Raw genomic sequence first — 15200 nt, forward strand, 5'->3', positions numbered from 1 at the left:
TCCATCCAAAGGAGGATGTTCCATGCCTGCAGACCCGTCCCCCTCGACGGCAAGCCGCACCGAGGAAGTCATTCTGTCGAAGTACGAGCAGCGCGGCATCGAGCCCGTGCCGCCGAGCGAGCGCAACGGAAACCCGTTCGAGCTGTTCTGGGTGTGGTTCGCCGCGAACCTCTCGATCCTCGGGATCCCGCTCGGCGTCACCCTCATCGCGCTGGGGATGAACCTGTGGCAGGCGCTGGTCGCGGCCGTCGTCGGCGCGTTCGGCTCCTTCGCCATCGTTGGTGTCATCTCCATCGCCGGCCGCCGCGGCGGCGCCCCCAGCCTCACGCTGTCCCGGGCGATCTTCGGCGTCCGCGGCAACATCGGCCCCACGATCGTCTCGCTCGGCTCGCGCCTGGGCTGGGAGACGGTCAACACCACCACAGGGGCGTTCGCGCTGCTGTCGCTGTGTGCGCTGCTCTTCGGCACCAACGCCGACGCCAAGCAGGTGCCGGTCATCGCGCTGGTCTGCATCGCGATCTTCGTCGCCTGCACCGTCGCGGTCTCCGGCATGGGCCACGCCTTCATCGTGACCGTGCAGAAGTGGGCCACATGGATCTTCGGTGCGCTGAACATCTTCGTCGCCGCCTTCCTCGTGACCACCGTCGAGTGGAGCGTGGTCCTCGACACTCCGGCCGGCCCGATGTCCGCCGTCATCATCGGGATCGGGACCATCGCCGCCGGTACCGGCATCGGCTGGGCCAACGCCGGCGCGGACATGGCCCGCTACCAGTCCGCCCGCGCCAAGGCCGGGCAGCTCATCGCCTCCGCCTCCGCGGGCGCGGGCATCCCGCTCGTCATCATCATCGGCCTGGGGGCCGTGCTCGGCGCCGGCGACAGCAGCCTCGCCGCCGCAGGAGACCCCGTCGCCGCGGTGCGCTCGGTGCTGCCCGCCTGGGTGGCGATCCCCTACCTCATCACCGCCTTCGGCGGCCTGCTGCTGTCCAACCACCTGTCGGTCTACTCCGCCGGGCTCACCACCCTCACGCTGGGCATCCGGATCAAGCGGGTCAACGCCGTCATCCTCGACGTCGTCGTCACCACGCTCGGGGCCATCTACTTCATGCTCATCTCCGAGAGCTTCTACGGCCCGTTCATCACCTTCATCTCGCTGCTGGCCGTGCCGATCACCGCGTGGGTGGGTGTGTTCGTCATCGACATGATCGGCCGCCGCCACTACGACGGCGACGCCCTCATGGACCTCACGCGCACCTCGGGCTACTGGTTCCGGGGCGGCGTCGAGTGGCGCAGCACGCTGTCCTGGGCCGTGGCGATCGTCGTCGGCTTCCTGTTCACCACCGCCCGTGTCAGTGACTCCGAGCTGTGGTTCCAGGGCGCCTGGGCCACCACCTGGATCGGTAGCAACGGCCTCGCCTGGGTCGCGACGCTCGTGGTGTCCGCTGCCCTGTACGCACTGCTCGGTGGCGCCCGCGCCGGCCGTCGCCCGCTGACGGTGGGGGCCGGGCGGTGAGCGCGGCACGAGTGATCCATACCGGCCAGGCGATCGTCGACGTCGTCATGGAGGTCGACGCCGTCCCGCAGCCCGGTCAGGATGTGTTCGCCTCACGCACCGGGCTCCACACCGGCGGCGGCTTCAACGTCATGGCCGCCGCCCGTCGTGAGGGCGCACCGGTCCTCTACACCGGTGGACACGGCAGCGGACCGCTGGGCGACCTGGTCCGCGGGGAGCTGACAGGCGAGGGCGTCGACATCCTGCTCGAGCCGCACCCGGACCTCGACTCCGGGTTCTGCGTCGCCCTCGTGGACGACGACGCCGAGCGCACCTTCGTCTCGACCGTCGGCGCCGAGGGGCACGTGCCCCTCTCGGCACTCGACGACATCGAGCTGCGCGACGGCGACGTCGTCTACGTCAGCGGCTACTCGCTCGTCCACCCGGACAACGCGGCCATGCTCGTCCGGTGCCTGCCGCGGATGCGCGGCCGCGCAGAGATCGTCGTGGACGCTGCCCCGGTGATCGCGGACGTGCCGCCCGACGTCCTCACGGCGATCATGCACTCCGCCACGATCTGGACCGTCAACGAGCGCGAGGCCAAGCTCCTCCACCACCGGCGGCGCGGCGAGACCTACCTGCAGGACCCGGCGCTGCTCGCCACCGAGCTCGCCGCCGACCTTGACGCCACCGTGCTGGTGCGCGTGGGTGCCGGCGGCTGCTGGCTGGCCAAGCCCGGCAGCACCGCGATGCTCCTCCCGGGGATCAAGGTCACTGCCGTCGACACCAACGGCGCGGGCGACGCCCATACCGGTGTGCTGTGCGCAGGCCTGGCGATGGGCCGGTCGCTCGAGGAGAGCCTCGAGCGCGCCAACGTCGCCGCCGGGATCGCCGTCACCCGCCGCGGCCCGGCCACCTCGCCGACGGCCCAGGAGATCGACGAGCGGATCGCGGCCGCCGGCGACTGAGCGCCGGTTCCGCCAGTCATGGACGACGCCGTGGGCAATTCGGGCGGACCTGCTAACGTCCCGAAGGAATTCACATAGTCCCAGGTCAACCTGGTGACATAAACGCGCTGCGTACATACCGGGGGAAGCACGGATGCGACGACCCACCCAGACCATTGGCTCCAACGATCACGTGAAGGGCAATGGTCGAAGGCGCCGGTGGGCGGTGCTGAGCACGATGGTGCTGGGCTTCGGCGGCCTGCTGACAGCGACGGTGCCAGCGGCACAGGCAGCCGACGAGATTCCGCTACCGATGCCCGGTGCGTGGTCGGCCACCCACCCGAACATTGTTCCGCAAGGTCAGTTCACCCTTCCGGCGAGCGGCACCACCGGCGTGGTTCCGGCGCCGCCCAGCGGCGAGCCGTACCTCTACGTCACCTCGACGCCGGATCCGGACACCTCCGGCCGGTGGCAGGCGAATGTCAACGTGTCCCAGGTGGTCCCACTGGTTGCGGGCGCGCAGTACAACCTCATGTGGCAGCAGGTCGCCACGACCGGCTCCCGTTGGCAGTCGACAGTGCATGTCGCCAATCAGCCTCTTGTCACGCCCGATTCGTCGGACGACTGGAGCACAGCGGTCACCCAGTTCGTCGCCGATTCCAACACTCCGTTGACCTTCAACTACCGCGTGGGCGACCCCACCGGCTCGAGTGAGATCCCGGTGACCGGCGCGCTGGCCGACATCATGATCGTCCCCGCTGAACCGACCATTGCCGGACCGCAGGACGTCATCGTCGGCGCGGGAGAGTCCCAGACTTTCGAGTATCCGGTGACTAACACCTGGGGCTGCGCCCTGGACGGCGCGAGCGCACTCGCCTCCGTCGCACTTTCCGAAGACCGCAGCACCTGTGTGCTCACGGTGGCACCGTCGCACGCCGACGTCGGCTCGCTGACCTTCGACGTCGCCGCCCAGAACATCACCTTGGTGTCCCGGGCGACGACGACGGTGGACCTGACGGTCACCACCACTCCCGACCGGATCGAGCTGAGCCCCTCGCCGCACACAATCGCGGCGGGTGAGTCGGTGACCTACCAGGCCCAGGCGTACGACGCCGGAGACTTTCCTCTCGGAGATGTCACCGCTGACACCGAGTTCACCGTCGACGGCGACGCCAGCTGCGACGCCGAGGTCTGCACCTCCACGACCGCCGGCGAGTACACAGTCACCGGCACCTATGACGGCATGGTCGCCACCGGCGACCTGACGGTTACCCCTGCCGCCGCCGACCACCTCGTCCTCAGCCCGCCGACGGCGACCATCGCCGCGGACGAGGAGCACGCCTACACCGCCGACACCTTCGACCAGTTCGGCAACCACATCGCCGACACCACCGACGACACCGAGTTCACCATCGACGGCGACGCCCGCTGCGACGCCGCGATCTGCACCTCGACCACGGCCGGCGACTACACCGTCACCGGCACCCACGACGGCCTCGCCGCCACCGCCGAGCTGACCGTGACCCCGGCCGCTACCGACCAGCTGGTTCTCAGCCCGCCGACGGCCACCATCTCCGCCGGAGCCGAGCAGACCTACACGGCCGGCTCTTACGACCAGTTCGGCAACCACATCGCCGACACCACCGCCGAAACCGAGTTCACCATCGACGGCGACGCCAGCTGCGACGCCACGAACTGCACCTCGACGACGGCCGGCGAATACACCGTCACCGGCACCCACGACGGCATGGTCGCCACCGCCGAGCTGACCGTGACCCCGGCAGCTGCCGACCAACTGGTTCTCAGCCCGCCGACGGCCACCACCACCGCGGGGGAGGAGCAGGCGTACACCGCCGACTCCTACGACCAGTTCGGCAACCACATCGCCGACACCACCGCTGAAACCGAGTTCACCATCGACGGCGACGCCAGCTGCGACGCCACGAACTGCACCTCAACCACGGCCAGCGAGTACACGGTCACCGCGACGTATGACGGCATGGTCGCCACTGGCGAACTCACGGTGATCCCGGCAGCCGCCGACCACCTCGTCCTCAATCCCCCGGCAGCCACCATCACCGCGGGAGCAGAGCAGACCTACACAGCCAACTCCTTCGACCAGTTCGGCAACCACATCGCCGACACCACCGCTGACACGACATTCACCATCAATGGCGACGCCAGTTGCGGCGCTGCGGCCTGCACCTCGACCACGGCCGGCGACTACACCGTCACCGGCACCCACGACGACCTGGTCGCCACCGCCGAGCTCACGGTCACCGCGGCGACCGCCGACCACCTGGTCCTCAGCCCGGCGACGGCCACCATCGCCGCGGGCGAGGAACAGACGTACACCGCCGACTCCTACGACCAGTTCGGCAACCACATCGCCGACACCACCAACGACACGACGTTCACCGTCGAGGACGGCGCCACCTGCGACGCCGCAGCCTGCACCTCGACGACGGCCGGGGTCTACACGGTCACCGGCACCTATGACGCCATGGTCGCCACCGGCGAGCTCACGGTCACCCCGGCAGCCGCCGACCACCTCATCCTCAGTCCCCCGACGGCCACCATCACCGCGGGCGAGGAACAGTCCTACACGGCCGACTCCTACGACCAGTTCGGCAACCACATCGCCGACACCACCAACGACACCACGTTCACCATCAACGGCTCCGCCACCGACGACACCACAATCGCCCTCGAGGACGGCGCCAGCTGCGACGCCGCAGCCTGCACCTCGACCACGGCCGGGGTCTACACGGTCACCGGCACCTATGACGCCATGGTCGCCACCGCCGACCTCACGATCACCCCGACCGCCGCCGACCACCTCGTCCTCAGCCCCCCGACGGCCACCATCAACGCGGGCGAGGAGCAGCCCTACACGGCCGACTCCTACGACCGGTTCGGCAACCACATCGCCGACACCACCGCCGACACGACGTTCACCATCAACGGCGACGCCACCTGCAACGCCGCGACCTGCACGTCGACAACAGCCGGCGAGTACACGGTCACCGGTACTTACGGGGCAGCGGTCGGTACCGCCGCACTGCAGGTGACCGCAGTGACCGAGCCGTCGGCCACTCCCACCCCTGAGCCGCCGGCCGATGAGGCCCCCACGACAGCTGCGCCGTCGGCGTCCTCGCCAGCGGCGACGCCCGCGCCGTCGCTGGCAACGACGGGAGTCGGAGGCGCCGCAACCGGCGGACTGGTGACCGCACTGCTGCTGCTCGTGGGCGGCGGACTGCTCGCCGTCCAGCGACGGACTCGCGCACGCATGGAGTAGCCAGCGAGCACGACTCGCTCACTCACAGGCGTCCGCCCGACAGCATCCGCGCCGTCGGGCGGACGTCTGTCTCGCCACCGGCTCGCGCAAGGCGAACCTCGTCCACGACCTTGGGTGTGTGTTCTTACCCCTCCCACAGCCCAAGAACACGCACCTAAGCAAAGACCTCGGCCGCCCACCTGGAATCGACCGGGGCTCACGGACGTTGTCCCCGCTATGAAGAACATCGGATTCCTGTCCTTCGGCCACTGGACGCCGCACCCCGAGTCGCAGGTGCAGACGGCGTCCGATGCGCTGCTGCAGTCGATCGACCTGGCCGTCGCGGCCGAAGAGCTCGGTGCCGACAGCGCGTACTTCCGGGTCCACCACTTTGCCCGCCAGCTGGCGTCGCCGTTCCCGATGCTCGCGGCCATCGGGGCGCGCACCAGCCGCATCGAGATCGGCACCGGCGTCATCGACATGCGCTACGAGAACCCGCTGTATATGGCGGAGGACGCCGGCGCGGCCGACCTCATCTCCGGCGGCCGGCTCCAGCTGGGGATCAGCCGCGGCTCACCAGAGCAGGTCATCCGCGGCTACGAGTACTTCGGCCACGAGCCGGCCGACGGGCAGACCGACGCCGACATGGCCCGGGCACACACCATGCGGTTCCTCGACGTGCTGCGCGGCGAGGGCTTCGCCGAGCCCAACCCGCGCCCGATGTTCGCCAACCCGCCCGGGCTGCTGCGCATCGAGCCGCACTCGCCGGGCCTGAGGCAGCGCATCTGGTGGGGCGCCGGATCTCGGGCGACGGCGGAGTGGACGGCCGAGCAGGGGATGAACCTCATGAGCTCCACGCTGCTCACCGAGGACACCGGCGCGCCGTTCCACCAGCTCCAGGCCGAGCAGATCCAGCGCTTCCGCGACGCCTGGCGTGCCGCCGGCCACGGCTGGGAGCCGCGGGTCTCGGTGAGCCGCTCGATCTTCCCGCTGGTCACCGACCTCGACCGCCAGCTGTTCTGGCGCGACACCCACTCCACCGACCAGGTCGGGCAGCTCGAGGGCGGACTCGCCCGGTTCGGGAAGTCCTACGCCGGCGAGCCGGACAAGCTCATCGAGGACCTGGCCCAGGACGAGGCGATCGCCGCCGCGGACACCCTGCTGCTCACCGTGCCGAACCAGCTCGGCGTCGACTACAACGCCCACGTCATCGAGGGCATCCTCACGCACGTCGCGCCGGGACTCGGGTGGCGCTGACCGGCTCAACCTCCGTCGCTGCGGAGCAGTCGCCCCCATGTCGCACCCCGGCTGACGGCGCCGACTGACACCGAGCCGGCTTGCCGTAACGCATTGACGACTCGCCGGAGCTTCGGATCCGACGAGGCGACCGCGCTCGCGCCCCTCGCCCGCTCAACGAGAGCAGAGAGAGGGGGGAGAACAGCGCCGGCATCTTGGGACCGATCAACGTCGGCGTTGCCGCACATCGCTCGTCAACCGAGGGAGACAATACGGTCAGCTCGCTGGGCTCGACACGAGCTGGTGGGCCCGCTGGTGCGAGATCCCCAGAACGGCCCCCACGTCACGGAGCGGAATCTCCTGCGCGACGAGATCCTGCGCCAACGCGCGCACCTCCACAGAGGCCTTGCGCTCCAGCCGCACGGCTTCCTCGCGCTCCCGCCTAATTTGCGCCAGTCGTTCGCCGACCTCGACGCCACCCACCTGCTCCACCGAGACCCGCAGAACGACGTCGACGTCGCCCGTCGTCACCTCGATCAGTTCTCGCACCATGGCCTCCACCTCCGCAAAGCGGCGGGCCTGAGTCACGCTCCCCACGGCCGGAACGGCGACGATCCACCAGCGCCCCTCGCGGTTTACCTGAACGTCGTAGATGCTCACCTTCGTAAGCGTACGTCCAGTTGCGCTAGACAACAATCGTCTAGTCTCCCTTGACACGCAGAAACGGTTCCTGAGGTCCTGCCGGCCCTTCTCGCATTCCGACGCCCACCTCGCACGAGAAACACCGCTGAAACCTGCGACGCCCCTGCGCGAAACACGGCGCGAATAACGTCCGATCCGATGCACGCCAGGGCGATGACAAGTGTTGTCGAGCGCAATAGCGTGCTTCGGACATACCGCCATCTTTCGAAAGCAGGTAGCCCAATGAGACCATCCGCGCGTTCGAGACTCCCCGAGTCGACAATCGCCATCGGCGCGATATGCGCCGCCGTCCTCCTCACACCGGCCCCGGCGCTGGCCGCTCCGGCCACGGAGAGCGTCACCGTCAGCGCGCCGGAGCAAGTCGACGTCGGCGACGCCGTCGGCCTCCAGGTCGCGCTGACCGGGGGCGCCGACATCTACGCCTACGAGCTGACCGCGGAGTTCGATCCCCAGGTCCTCCAGCCGGCGGCCGAGGACGCGACCGGTCCGGCAGGCGGGTTCGACGACACCGCCGTCGACGACGGCGTGGTGACGGTCGTCCACAGCCGGCTCGGCACCTCCCCGGCGCTCGACGGCGACCTCGCCGCCACCGTGCCGCTCACCGGCGTCGCGCCGGGCACGAGCACGATCAAGATGTCGGTGACGCTCATCGGTGCCGACGGCAGCGCCGTCGAGCTGGCGGACGCGGCCGACGCCGTCGTCGAGGTCGCCGCCCCGGTGGTCTCTCCCACGCCCACTCCCACGCCCGCGCCCGCGCCGAGCGACGATCCGTCGCCCACCCCGAGCGCGCCCGATGACAGCGACGGATCCGACGACGACACCGGCCACGACGACGCAGGCGCCGGCCCGGGGTCTCCCAACAGCTCCGCCGGAGACGACAGCGCCCTGCCGAGCACCGGCGCCGCCGTCCTCACCGCGGGCCTGATCGCCGCCGCCACCATCGCGGTCGGCGCGCTGCTGCTGGCCGCCCGCGCCGCCCGGCTGCGGAAGGCGGGAGCCCGATGAACGCCGTCGTCGATCCCCACCGTCCCCGTTCCGACGCGAGCCTCCCGGCTCACCGGCACCAGTCCCGAAGGAGTACCCCCATGACCGCCCGACGTCGCAGCACGGCGATCATCGTCTCGATCCCCGTGCTCGCGGCCCTCGCCGTGGGCGGCACCGCGGCCCAGGCCACCGTCGATACCCCCGATCCAACGGTCCACGCCCCTGAGCCCGCGGCCGGCGTGCTCCTCGCGCCGTTCTACACGGAGCTCGACCTCACCGGCGACCGCCAGGTGACGGTTGCCGACCTCGACCTCCTCGCCGAGCACCTCGGGGCGACGTCGACGTCCGACGACTGGTCCGCCGTCGCCGCGGCAGACGTCAACGCCGACGGTGTCCTGACCGTCGGTGACCTGGCCGCGGTGTCGCAGCGCATCGTCTACGACGACGGCCCGTTCGAGATCGTCGAGGCGTCAGTCATCGACATGCAGGCCGCGATGAACGCCGGGGTGACCACGTCCGTCGAGATCACCCAGCAGTACCTCGACCGGATCGCCGCCTACGACCGGACGCTCGTCGACCCCGCCGAGGGCGGCCGGCCACTGAGCTCGATCATCACGACGAGCAGCGTGGCGCTCGAGGCAGCAGCGGTGGCTGACGCCGTCCGCGCCGTCGAGGGCATGACCGACCCGCTGCTCGGCGTGCCGGTCGCGGTGAAGGACAACTACAACACCCTCGACATGCCGACCACCGGCGGCTGCGGCTGCTGGGACGAGAACCAGACCGGCACCGACGCGACGATGGTCGCCGGGCTGAGGGAGGCCGGCGCGGTCGTCCTTGCCAAGGCGAGCCTGGACGAGTTCGCCTTCGGGTTCGTCTCGGAGTTCTCGGCCTTCCTCGAGCCAGGCCAGACGTTGCTCGCGGCCAGCCCGTACAACACCGCCCGGAGCGCGGGCGGCTCGAGCGGCGGCACCGGCGCGGCCATCGCCGCGAACCTCGCCGGGATCGGCTTCGGCACCGACACCGGCGGCTCGATCCGGGTGCCGTCGTCGTACAACCAGCTGGTCGGGATCCGGCCCACCGTGGGACTCGCGAGCCGGGACGGGATCATCCCGCTCGCGCTCAGCCAGGACACCGGTGGTCCGATGACCCGCAGCGTCATCGACGCCGCGGTCGCGCTCGACGCGGTCGTCGGCGTCGACCCGGCCGATCCGGCGACGGCGGACCAGGTCGTGCCCGAGTCGTACACCGCCTACCTCGACACCGCGTCGCTCGACGGCGCACGGCTCGGATACATCCCCTCGATGGTCGGCAGCAACGCCACCACCGTCCGGCTGTTCACCGACGCGCGAGCGGCCCTCGAGGCCCAAGGTGCCACCGTCGTCGAGGTGGCTCCCCCGGCGGGATTCGCCGACGTGCTCGGCGAGCCGAGCGGCAGCACGAACGAGTTCAAGCACGACCTGGACGTCTATATCGCGTCCCACCTCGCCCCCGACGTCGAGGCGCGGTCGCTCGCCGACATCGTGGCCTCCGGCCGGTACGTCACCTCGCGCGAGCGCACCTACGTCAGCCGTGACGCGGTGACCGAGGAGACCTACCAGGGGTGGGCGGGACCCGAGGGCAGCCACACGCAGGCGCTCGCCGACGGCCACACGCTCGTCACGCAGCTGATGGACGACCTCGAGCTCGACGCACTCATCTACCCCAGCGGCACCCCGTACGGCACCCACAGCACCAACATGCGGCTCAGCCCGAACACCGGGATGCCGTCGCTCACCGTGCCGATGGGGCAGGCGACCGAGGCCGACGCCACGATCACTGGTGCCGGCGTCAACCTCGAGCTCCTCGGGCGTGACTACACCGAGGGCGAGCTGCTCGGGCTCGCTTACGCGTTCGAGCAGGCAACGCAGGCGCGAACATCGCCGGTGCTCTACGGTCCGCTCGGGTAAGCCCGGCTCCGCCATCACCGACGCCGCACCTCACGCCTGACCGTCCGTTCGTGGCAGCCAGGCGTGGGGTGCGGCGCTTTTCGGATGCGACAGAGTGATGGCCGGGCAGTGATCGACCCGGCTGGCAAGCCGCGCGGCGAACGGCAGATGTCCGCCAGATGAACGGCCGTAGACGGCCGGTGAGACGCGCGTGGCGGGGTTCGCTACCGGCCCGGAAGCCTGCCATGATCCGGGCGTGACTGTGCAGTGGACGGCGGCGCGCTGCGCCGGTTCGGACCATGACCGATGAGCGTCTCGACCCGGGCCCGCAGCGCCGGCGCCCCACCGGAGTCCGAGACACCGGCACCCGAGGCACTGGCCCGGCAGCCGGCTGAGACCCCGGCGCCGGACCAACCCAGCGCCACCGACCGGCAGGCCCCGGTCCGGATCGCCGTCCTCGGCGCCGGCGGCCGCGGCGCCGAGGCCTACGGCCGATGGTTCGTCGCCAATCCCGAGCACGGCCGCGTCGTCGCCGTCGCCGAGCTCGTCGACTTCAAGCGTGACGCGTTCGCCGACCGTGCCGGGGTGCCGCGCGCCAACCGGTTCGCCGACTGGCGCGAGCTGTTCGCCGAGGCGGACCGGCTCGCGCTCGACGCCGTCGTCGTCGCCCTGCCCGACGCCGACCACCTGGAGCCGACGGTGGCTGCCGCCCGGATCGGCGCGGCGGTGCTGCTGGAGAAGCCGATCGCACCGAACGAGGACGCGCTGCGCGACCTGGAGCAGCAGCTCGAGGCCCTCTCACCACGCGTCGTCGTCGCCCATGTGCTGCGCGAGACGCCGTTCTGGCGCGCCGTCCACCGGGTGACGTCCTCGGGCGCGCTCGGTGACCTCGTGACGATCCGGCTCGAGGAGAACATCGGGTTCTGGCACTTCGCGCACTCCTACGTGCGCGGCAACTGGCGCCGCACCGACATCTCCAGCCCGATGGTGCTTGCCAAGACCTCCCACGACCTCGACATCATCCGCTGGCTCGCCGACGAGCCGCCCGTCGACGTCTCCAGCGTCGGCAGCCTGCGCCACTTCCACGAGGGCAACGCACCAGAGGGGGCGCCGAGCCACTGCGTCAAGGGCTGCCCGGCCGCCGCGACCTGCCCGTTCTACGCGCCGCGCTACTACGTCGACGCGCTGAGCGACGTCCAGGGCTGGCCGGTCACCCTCCTCGGCCCCGACGTCACGCCGGCGGGGCGACTGCGCGCGCTGGAGACCAGTCCGTACGGGCGCTGCGTGTACAAGTCGGACAACGACGTCGTCGACCACCAGCAGTCGGTCTTCGCCTTCCCCAGCGGCCTCACCGCGTCGCTCACCACCTCCGCCTTCACCGGCGCCAACACCCGTACCTTCCAGATCACCGGCACCCGCGGCGAGCTGTCGGGCCACATGGAGGACGGCGAGCTGCGGCTCGAGCTGTTCTCCCCCGCACCCACCCTGGTCGGCGACCTCGCCCCCGACGAGGACCCCTCGGTGCCCGGCTGGCTCGACGCCGGCGCCGACCTCCGCACCACGACAACCGGCCCGCTCGGCCACCCGGTCCACGAGTGGCGGGTGCTGCCCGAGGGCGTGGACGACGGCGCCTACAACGGTCACGGCGGCGGTGACGCCGCGCTCGCCCGCAGGTTCGTCAACGCCGTGCGGTCCGAGAACTTCGACGCCAACGTCACGACGACGCTCACCGCCTCCCTCGACAGCCACTGGATGGCGTTCGCCGCCGAGCGCTCCCGGCTCGGCCGCACCACGGTGCAGCTCGACGACGTCCGGCAGTAGAGCTCAAGGCCTGTCCGCTCGGAGTACCTCGCCGTAGGATCTCCGTCTTTGGATCTCGCCGCGGCGCCTCACTCATCGGTTCAGCCTCGCGACCTCACTGCACTCGACGGTGCCAGTTCACGCTGCCGACAGTCCCACACAGCTGCATCCCCGAGTACCGTCGCCACCATGGACGTCCCGACTGTTCGCCGCGCGACGCCGGACGAGGCCCCGGTGGTCGCGCGGCTGCTCCACGACTTCAACACCGAGTTCGCCACCCCCTCGCCGGGCGCCGGTGTGCTGGCCGACCGGCTGCGCTGGCTGCTGGCCGGGCCCTCGACGACGGCGTTCCTCGCCGGGGACCCGGCGGTGGCCGTCGCGCTCGTCACCGCCCGCCCGAACGTCTGGTACCCCGGCCCGGTGCTGCTCCTCGACGAGCTCTACGTGGTCCCCGAGCTGCGCGGTCGCGGAACCGGTTCGGCGATCATCGAGCGGCTCCTCGCGCACGCCGGCGAGGTCGGTGCCGGGCTCGTGGAGATCAACGTCGACGAGGGCGACGTCGACACCCAGCGCTTCTACGCCCGCCACGGCTTCACCACCAGCGAGCCCGGCTCGGACGAGCGGGCCTTCTACTACTGGCGCGAGCTGTAGTCGGCCCGTCGGCACAAACTTTGCCGCAGAATTGAGTCGTGAGGTATCCAGCCGACGCTGGCAGGGTGCCTGGTACTCGTACCGTCAGAGAGACCCGCCCCCATCTGGAGGAGACACCATGAAGATCGCCGCCGCCCCGATCAGCTGGGGCGTGTGCGAGGTCCCCGGCTGGGGCCACCAGCTCACGCCCGACCGCGTGCTGCCCGAGATGAAGCAGCTGGGCCTGACGGCCACCGAGTTCGGCCCGCAGGGCTGGCTGCCGGTCGAGCCGGCCGCCCGGGCCGCCGCCGTCCAGAGCCACGGGCTCGGCGCCGTCGGCGCGTTCGTGCCGGTCGTGCTCCACTACCCCGAGCACGACCCGGTGCCCGAGGTGGATCGTGAGCTCGACAGCTTCGCCGCCGCCGGTGGGGATGTCCTGGTCATCGCCGCCGCCTCCGGGCAGGACGGCTACGACGAGCGCCCGGTGCTCGACGACGCCGGCTGGCGGACGCTGCTGACCAACCTCGACCGGCTCGTCGAGCTCGCTACGAGCCGCGGCGTCCGCGCCACGCTGCACCCGCACGTCGGCACCATGGTCGAGCGGCGCGACGAGGTCGAGCGGGTGCTCGCCGGCTCCACCGTGCCGCTGTGCCTCGACACCGGGCACCTGCTCATCGGTGGCACCGACCCGGTCGAGCTCACCCGGGAGCACGCCGCGAGGATCAACCACGTGCACGCCAAGGACGTCCGGCTCGACCTCGCCCGCCGGGTCCAGGACGGCTCGCTGGGCTACACCGACGCGGTGCGCCAAGGCATCTACGTACCGCTGGGCGAGGGCGACGTCGACTTCACGGTCATCGTCGCCGAGCTGCGCAAGGTCGGCTTCGACGGCTGGTTCGTCCTCGAGCAGGACACCATCCTCGCAGCCGAGCCGCAGGGTGAGGGGCCGGTCGCCGACGTCAGCACCTCGCTGGCCTACCTGCGGTCGCTGCTCGGCTAGCTGCGCCCGCGGCCCGCGTGACTTACTCGGCCGAGGACATCTCACGGGCCGTCGACCGGTCGAGCAGCACCCGTTCGCCGGTGCGGGCACTGTGCGTCGCAGCGTCGGCGAGGACGAGCGCGGCGCGCCCGTCGGCGATCGACGGTGACGGCGCCCGGCCGGCCTGGATACTCTCGATGAAGTGGTCGAGCTCGAGCCGGTAGGCGTCGGCGTAGCGCTCGAGGAAGAAGTCCAGGTACGGGCCGGCGGCGCCCGACGCCGCCGCCCCGGAGGCCCGCACCGCGGTCGCGGTGTGGTTGACCGCCTCGAGGGAGCCGCGCGGACCGAACGCCTCGAGGCGCTGGTCGTACCCGCTGGCGCAGTGGCGGGCGTTGATGATGGTGGCGACCGCGCCGCTCGCGGCGACGAGGGTGGTGACGGCGCCGTCGAAGTCTCCGGTCTCGGCCAGTGCCGGGTCGAGCAGCTGCCCGACGGCGCGGACCTCGACGATGTCGCCGAGGAAGTACCGCGCGGTGTCGAAGTCGTGGATCGTCATGTCACGGAAGATCCCGCCGGAGACCGCGACGTACGCGACCTGCGGCGGTGCGGGGTCGCGGCTGATGATCGTCAGCTGCTCCAGCGGACCGATCTCCCCGGCTGCAACCCGGGCATGGATCTCGGCGAAGGTGGGGTCGAAGCGCCGGTTGAAGCCGAGCATGACCCGGTCCTCGCGGCCGGTGATGGCGGCGATGCACTCGTCAGCCCGGGCGAGGTCGAGGTCGATCGGCTTCTCGCAGAGCACCGCCTTGCCGGCGGCCACCGCGGCGATGATCTGCGGCACGTGCATCGGCGTCGGGGAGCCGATGATGACGGCGTCGACGTCCTCGGCGGTATAGGCGTCCTCGACGTCGTGGGTGGCGCGGGCGCCGTACGTGCCGGCGAGGCGTGCGGCGGCGTCACCGACCGGGTCGCACACCACCCGCAGCTCGGCGCCGGGGTGGCGGGCCACGGTAGCGGCGTGCACGGCGCCGATCCGCCCGGCTCCGACAACGGCGATTCTCAGCATGGGGTCCTCTCGGGTGAACAACGGCCGCAGGCAATCCTGCTGTCGACGACAAGTCTGCCCTCGCAGGCAAGTCTGCTCTCGCGGACAAGTCTGCTCTCGGCGACAAGTCCGCTCTCGGCGACAAGTCTGCTCTCGCGGACAAGTCTGCTCTCGCGGACAAGTCGT

Annotated in this window: 11 protein-coding genes; 9 read left to right on the top strand and 2 right to left on the bottom strand. The window is 70.8% G+C overall.

Features of this window, described 5'->3' with window-relative positions; translation table 11 throughout:
• The first annotated feature begins 22 nt into the window (after window positions 1-22).
• From V2J52_RS14455 to V2J52_RS14470, 4 genes are all read left to right on the top strand, one after another.
• Window positions 23-1510, top strand: a complete 1488-nt coding sequence (locus V2J52_RS14455) for a purine-cytosine permease family protein (protein ID WP_331228431.1) — start codon at window positions 23-25, stop codon at window positions 1508-1510.
• A complete protein-coding gene (locus V2J52_RS14460) occupies window positions 1507-2457 on the top strand; it encodes a PfkB family carbohydrate kinase (RefSeq protein WP_331228432.1) in 951 nt (316 codons plus the stop codon). Before V2J52_RS14455 ends, V2J52_RS14460 begins: the two co-directional genes overlap by 4 nt.
• Before the next feature lie 133 nt (window positions 2458-2590).
• A complete protein-coding gene (locus tag V2J52_RS14465) occupies window positions 2591-5734 on the top strand; it encodes an autotransporter outer membrane beta-barrel domain-containing protein (RefSeq protein WP_331228433.1) in 3144 nt (1047 codons plus the stop codon).
• A gap of 216 nt (window positions 5735-5950) precedes the next feature.
• Window positions 5951-6970, top strand: a complete 1020-nt coding sequence (locus tag V2J52_RS14470) for an LLM class flavin-dependent oxidoreductase (RefSeq protein ID WP_331228434.1) — start codon at window positions 5951-5953, stop codon at window positions 6968-6970.
• A 255-nt stretch (window positions 6971-7225) separates the two neighbouring features.
• On the opposite strand, the gene V2J52_RS14475 is transcribed toward V2J52_RS14470, so the two are convergent.
• The gene (locus tag V2J52_RS14475) at window positions 7226-7609 is read right to left on the bottom strand and encodes a hypothetical protein (RefSeq protein WP_331228435.1); all 384 of its coding nucleotides are present in this window, start codon (window positions 7607-7609) and stop codon (window positions 7226-7228) included.
• A 264-nt stretch (window positions 7610-7873) separates the two neighbouring features.
• Here V2J52_RS14475 and V2J52_RS14480 point away from each other — a divergent pair, with 264 nt between their 5' ends.
• The 5 genes from V2J52_RS14480 (at window position 7874) to V2J52_RS14500 (ending at window position 13990) form a co-directional block, all read left to right on the top strand.
• A complete protein-coding gene (locus V2J52_RS14480) occupies window positions 7874-8656 on the top strand; it encodes a cohesin domain-containing protein (protein ID WP_331228436.1) in 783 nt (260 codons plus the stop codon).
• An 80-nt stretch (window positions 8657-8736) separates the two neighbouring features.
• Window positions 8737-10581, top strand: coding sequence for an amidase family protein (locus V2J52_RS14485; protein WP_331228437.1), 1845 nt, complete (start codon window positions 8737-8739; stop codon window positions 10579-10581).
• Between the two features lie 285 nt (window positions 10582-10866).
• Complete coding sequence (locus tag V2J52_RS14490; RefSeq protein ID WP_331228438.1) at window positions 10867-12381, top strand: Gfo/Idh/MocA family oxidoreductase; 1515 nt, start codon at window positions 10867-10869, stop codon at window positions 12379-12381.
• Between the two features lie 168 nt (window positions 12382-12549).
• Window positions 12550-13011 (top strand): GNAT family N-acetyltransferase, encoded by a 462-nt coding sequence (locus V2J52_RS14495; protein WP_331228439.1) that lies wholly within the window; start codon window positions 12550-12552, stop codon window positions 13009-13011.
• A gap of 118 nt (window positions 13012-13129) precedes the next feature.
• A complete protein-coding gene (locus V2J52_RS14500) occupies window positions 13130-13990 on the top strand; it encodes a TIM barrel protein (RefSeq protein WP_331228440.1) in 861 nt (286 codons plus the stop codon).
• A 22-nt stretch (window positions 13991-14012) separates the two neighbouring features.
• Here the strand turns inward: V2J52_RS14500 and iolG are convergent, their stop codons facing one another.
• Window positions 14013-15035, bottom strand: coding sequence for an inositol 2-dehydrogenase (gene iolG, locus V2J52_RS14505; RefSeq protein WP_331228441.1), 1023 nt, complete (start codon window positions 15033-15035; stop codon window positions 14013-14015).
• Window positions 15036-15200 lie beyond the last annotated feature (165 nt).

The sequence above is a fragment of the Georgenia sunbinii genome (genome assembly GCF_036421875.1).
In the GTDB taxonomy this organism is placed as follows: Bacteria; Actinomycetota; Actinomycetes; order Actinomycetales; family Actinomycetaceae; genus Georgenia_B; species Georgenia_B sunbinii.

Excerpts from the sequence above, each read along its gene's own strand:
- V2J52_RS14455 (WP_331228431.1), top strand. The coding sequence starts at position 23 with ATGCCTGCAGACCCGTCCCCCTCGACGGCAAGCCGCACCGAGGAAGTC.
- V2J52_RS14465 (WP_331228433.1), top strand. The coding sequence starts at position 2,591 with ATGCGACGACCCACCCAGACCATTGGCTCCAACGATCACGTGAAGGGC.
- V2J52_RS14470 (WP_331228434.1), top strand. The coding sequence starts at position 5,951 with ATGAAGAACATCGGATTCCTGTCCTTCGGCCACTGGACGCCGCACCCC.
- V2J52_RS14480 (WP_331228436.1), top strand. The coding sequence starts at position 7,874 with ATGAGACCATCCGCGCGTTCGAGACTCCCCGAGTCGACAATCGCCATC.
- V2J52_RS14485 (WP_331228437.1), top strand. The coding sequence starts at position 8,737 with ATGACCGCCCGACGTCGCAGCACGGCGATCATCGTCTCGATCCCCGTG.
- V2J52_RS14490 (WP_331228438.1), top strand. The coding sequence starts at position 10,867 with ATGAGCGTCTCGACCCGGGCCCGCAGCGCCGGCGCCCCACCGGAGTCC.
- V2J52_RS14495 (WP_331228439.1), top strand. The coding sequence starts at position 12,550 with ATGGACGTCCCGACTGTTCGCCGCGCGACGCCGGACGAGGCCCCGGTG.
- V2J52_RS14500 (WP_331228440.1), top strand. The coding sequence starts at position 13,130 with ATGAAGATCGCCGCCGCCCCGATCAGCTGGGGCGTGTGCGAGGTCCCC.
- iolG (WP_331228441.1), bottom strand. The coding sequence starts at position 15,035 with ATGCTGAGAATCGCCGTTGTCGGAGCCGGGCGGATCGGCGCCGTGCAC.